The organism is Ilyobacter sp. (genome assembly GCF_041583315.1).
Classification (GTDB): domain Bacteria; phylum Fusobacteriota; class Fusobacteriia; order Fusobacteriales; family Fusobacteriaceae; genus Ilyobacter.
Genome location: NZ_JBFHGC010000440.1, coordinates 1 through 2,460, shown reverse-complemented (window position 1 = coordinate 2,460; position 2,460 = coordinate 1). Strand labels below are relative to the sequence as shown.

Here is a 2,460-nt window from a genome sequence, read left to right as displayed (position 1 = left end):
TCGTCTGATATTTTCAGTTCATCTCTGTATGGGCTTTTTAAAATTGGGTATAAAAAATCAATATCTGCCCAGTTAGGCAGTAGAAACTGTTTGTCCTTAGAGGCTCCTTTTTTGTCAAATTTCATCATCATACCATCGCTAATTGTACTGACTACGTCAAATTTTGAAAAAAGTTTTTTTTCTATATGATACAGAGATCTCTTCAGAGGTTTGATTTTATCGATGCCCTTAATCATCTCCAATCCGGCATCTATTTCAAAATCCTGGACATGGGCCCATATTTTTAGTTTAGGATATTTCTTTTTCACCTTTATAGCTAAATTTAGTAAGAAAATATTTGGTAATATGACCATAATCATATCGCAGTCTTCTTTTCTGCACACAGAAAGCGCTTTATGATAAAAATCCCAGTAATGAATTAATCTGTTCAAAGGATTAACCTTCACGGGAACATATTGTTTTACTCTTATTATTTCTACATTTTTTGTATTTTCTTTTAAAATGCCCTTCTTTTGTGAATAATCAGTCCTTATTTCCCATTCTGGATAATAAGGGTATCCGGTTACCACCTTGACTTGAAATTCCCTTGAAAGGTACTCGCACATCTCTGTGGTATATAGACCTGTTGAGGAAATCTCAGGAAAATAGTTTAATCCGACTACACATATTTTTTTCATGAGATATCTCCTTTTAAGATTTAATTATAAGCTTTAAATTTGATCTCTTTTTTTCATGTGGCAAAAAAAATCCTAAATATAAATTGTTTATCTGTCTGGAAATAACAATATCAAATCTATTTTTCTAGACAATAATGGAAAACCCTTTTTAATTTTTATTTAAATACCAGAATAAAATAAATATGTAAATAAAAAAAGTAAAATGACACTTTTGCCAAAAGGCAAAGAGGAAATTTTAATTAATAACGAAAAATCTCTATAAATATAATGATTTTATTACGAAATTCTGAGAGGTGTTTCATATGCTGTTTAACTCACTTGAATTTATTATTTTCTTTATTTCTGTAACAACGGTTTATTTTTTACTTCCTCACAGATTTAGATGGATATTGTTATTAGGGTCAAGTTACTATTTTTATGGAAGCTGGAATTCAAAATATTTAATACTCATTATAATTTCAACTCTTATAGATTATTTTGCAGGAATCATGATGGGAGAGGAAGAAGAAAAAGAAAAAAGAAGAAAGTATCTGTTTTTAAGTTTAATAAGTAATTTGGGAATGCTGTTTGTGTTTAAATATTTCAATTTTTTCATAGGCAACATTAATGGGGTTTTTAAAATTTTTAGTCTGGATTTCAGAGCTCCGGGACTCCGGTTGTTACTTCCAGTGGGGATCTCATTCTATACTTTTCAGACACTTAGCTATACCTTTGATGTTTATCGAGGGACGAGAAAGGCAGAAAGGCATCTTGGGTTATTTGCTACATATGTGGCTTTTTTTCCGCAACTTGTAGCAGGTCCCATAGAGAGTTCTACGAACTTATTGCCACAGTTCAAAAAGAAAATGGATTTTGATTATATAAGAATGACAGAAGGTTTGAAATTCATGCTTTGGGGTTTATTTAAAAAGGTAGTTGTGGCAGACAGAACGGCCCTTATTGTAAATAATATTTATAATGATGTAAATAGCCATAGCGGTTTGACTCTGTTGGTAGCCTCTGTATTATTTGGATTTCAAATTTATTGTGATTTTTCCGGATATTCTGACATCGCAATCGGATCAGCAAAGGTATTAGGTTTTGACCTTATAGAAAACTTTAAGATACCTTACTATTCAAAGTCGATTTCTGAATTTTGGAGGAGATGGCATATATCCCTTGGAAAGTGGTTTAAAGATTATCTTTATATTTCATTAGGTGGAAATAAAGTTTCAAAATATAAAGTTTACAAAAATTTGATGATCGTTTTTCTAGTAAGCGGTTTATGGCATGGAGCAAGCTGGAATTTCATAATATGGGGAGCTCTCCATGGTTTCTATATTGTGATAGACATTTCTACCAGAAATCAGCGGCAGGAATTCTATGAAAAAATAGGCCTGACTAAGTACCCGATACTAAAGAATTTTATACACGTTGGGTGTACATTTTCACTTGTAACTTTTTCCTGGATATTTTTCAGAGCAAATACATTACAAGATGTCCTTTATATAATAACTCATATGTTTAGTAATATAGAAAGTTACACTACCTTCGATGGGATTTACAGAGCTTTGGACGCTTTAAATGCAGGGAAGGTAGGGTTTGTAGTTACTTTGTTGTCTATAGGAATTATGGAGATCTTTCACCTCAAGTCAAGAAGCAAAAAGATATATGACCTGTTGAAAACAAAACCAACTTATTTGAGATGGGGTGTTTATTATTCATTAATGCTTTGGATGATAATGTTTGGAGTATTTGAAGGTGCCAGTGAATTTATATATTTTCATTTTTAAGGGGGGTGGCT

The 2,460-nt window shown here is 31.7% G+C and carries 2 protein-coding genes; one reads left to right on the top strand and one right to left on the bottom strand.

The features are described from left to right. Nucleotides 1-677: hypothetical protein (locus ABZA26_RS12640; protein ID WP_372714871.1), on the bottom strand; the 677-nt coding region annotated here is incomplete at its 3' end. A 302-nt stretch (nucleotides 678-979) separates the two neighbouring features. Here ABZA26_RS12640 and ABZA26_RS12635 point away from each other — a divergent pair. Next, a complete protein-coding gene (locus ABZA26_RS12635) occupies nucleotides 980-2,449 on the top strand; it encodes an MBOAT family protein (RefSeq protein ID WP_372714870.1) in 1,470 nt (489 codons plus the stop codon). Nucleotides 2,450-2,460 lie beyond the last annotated feature (11 nt).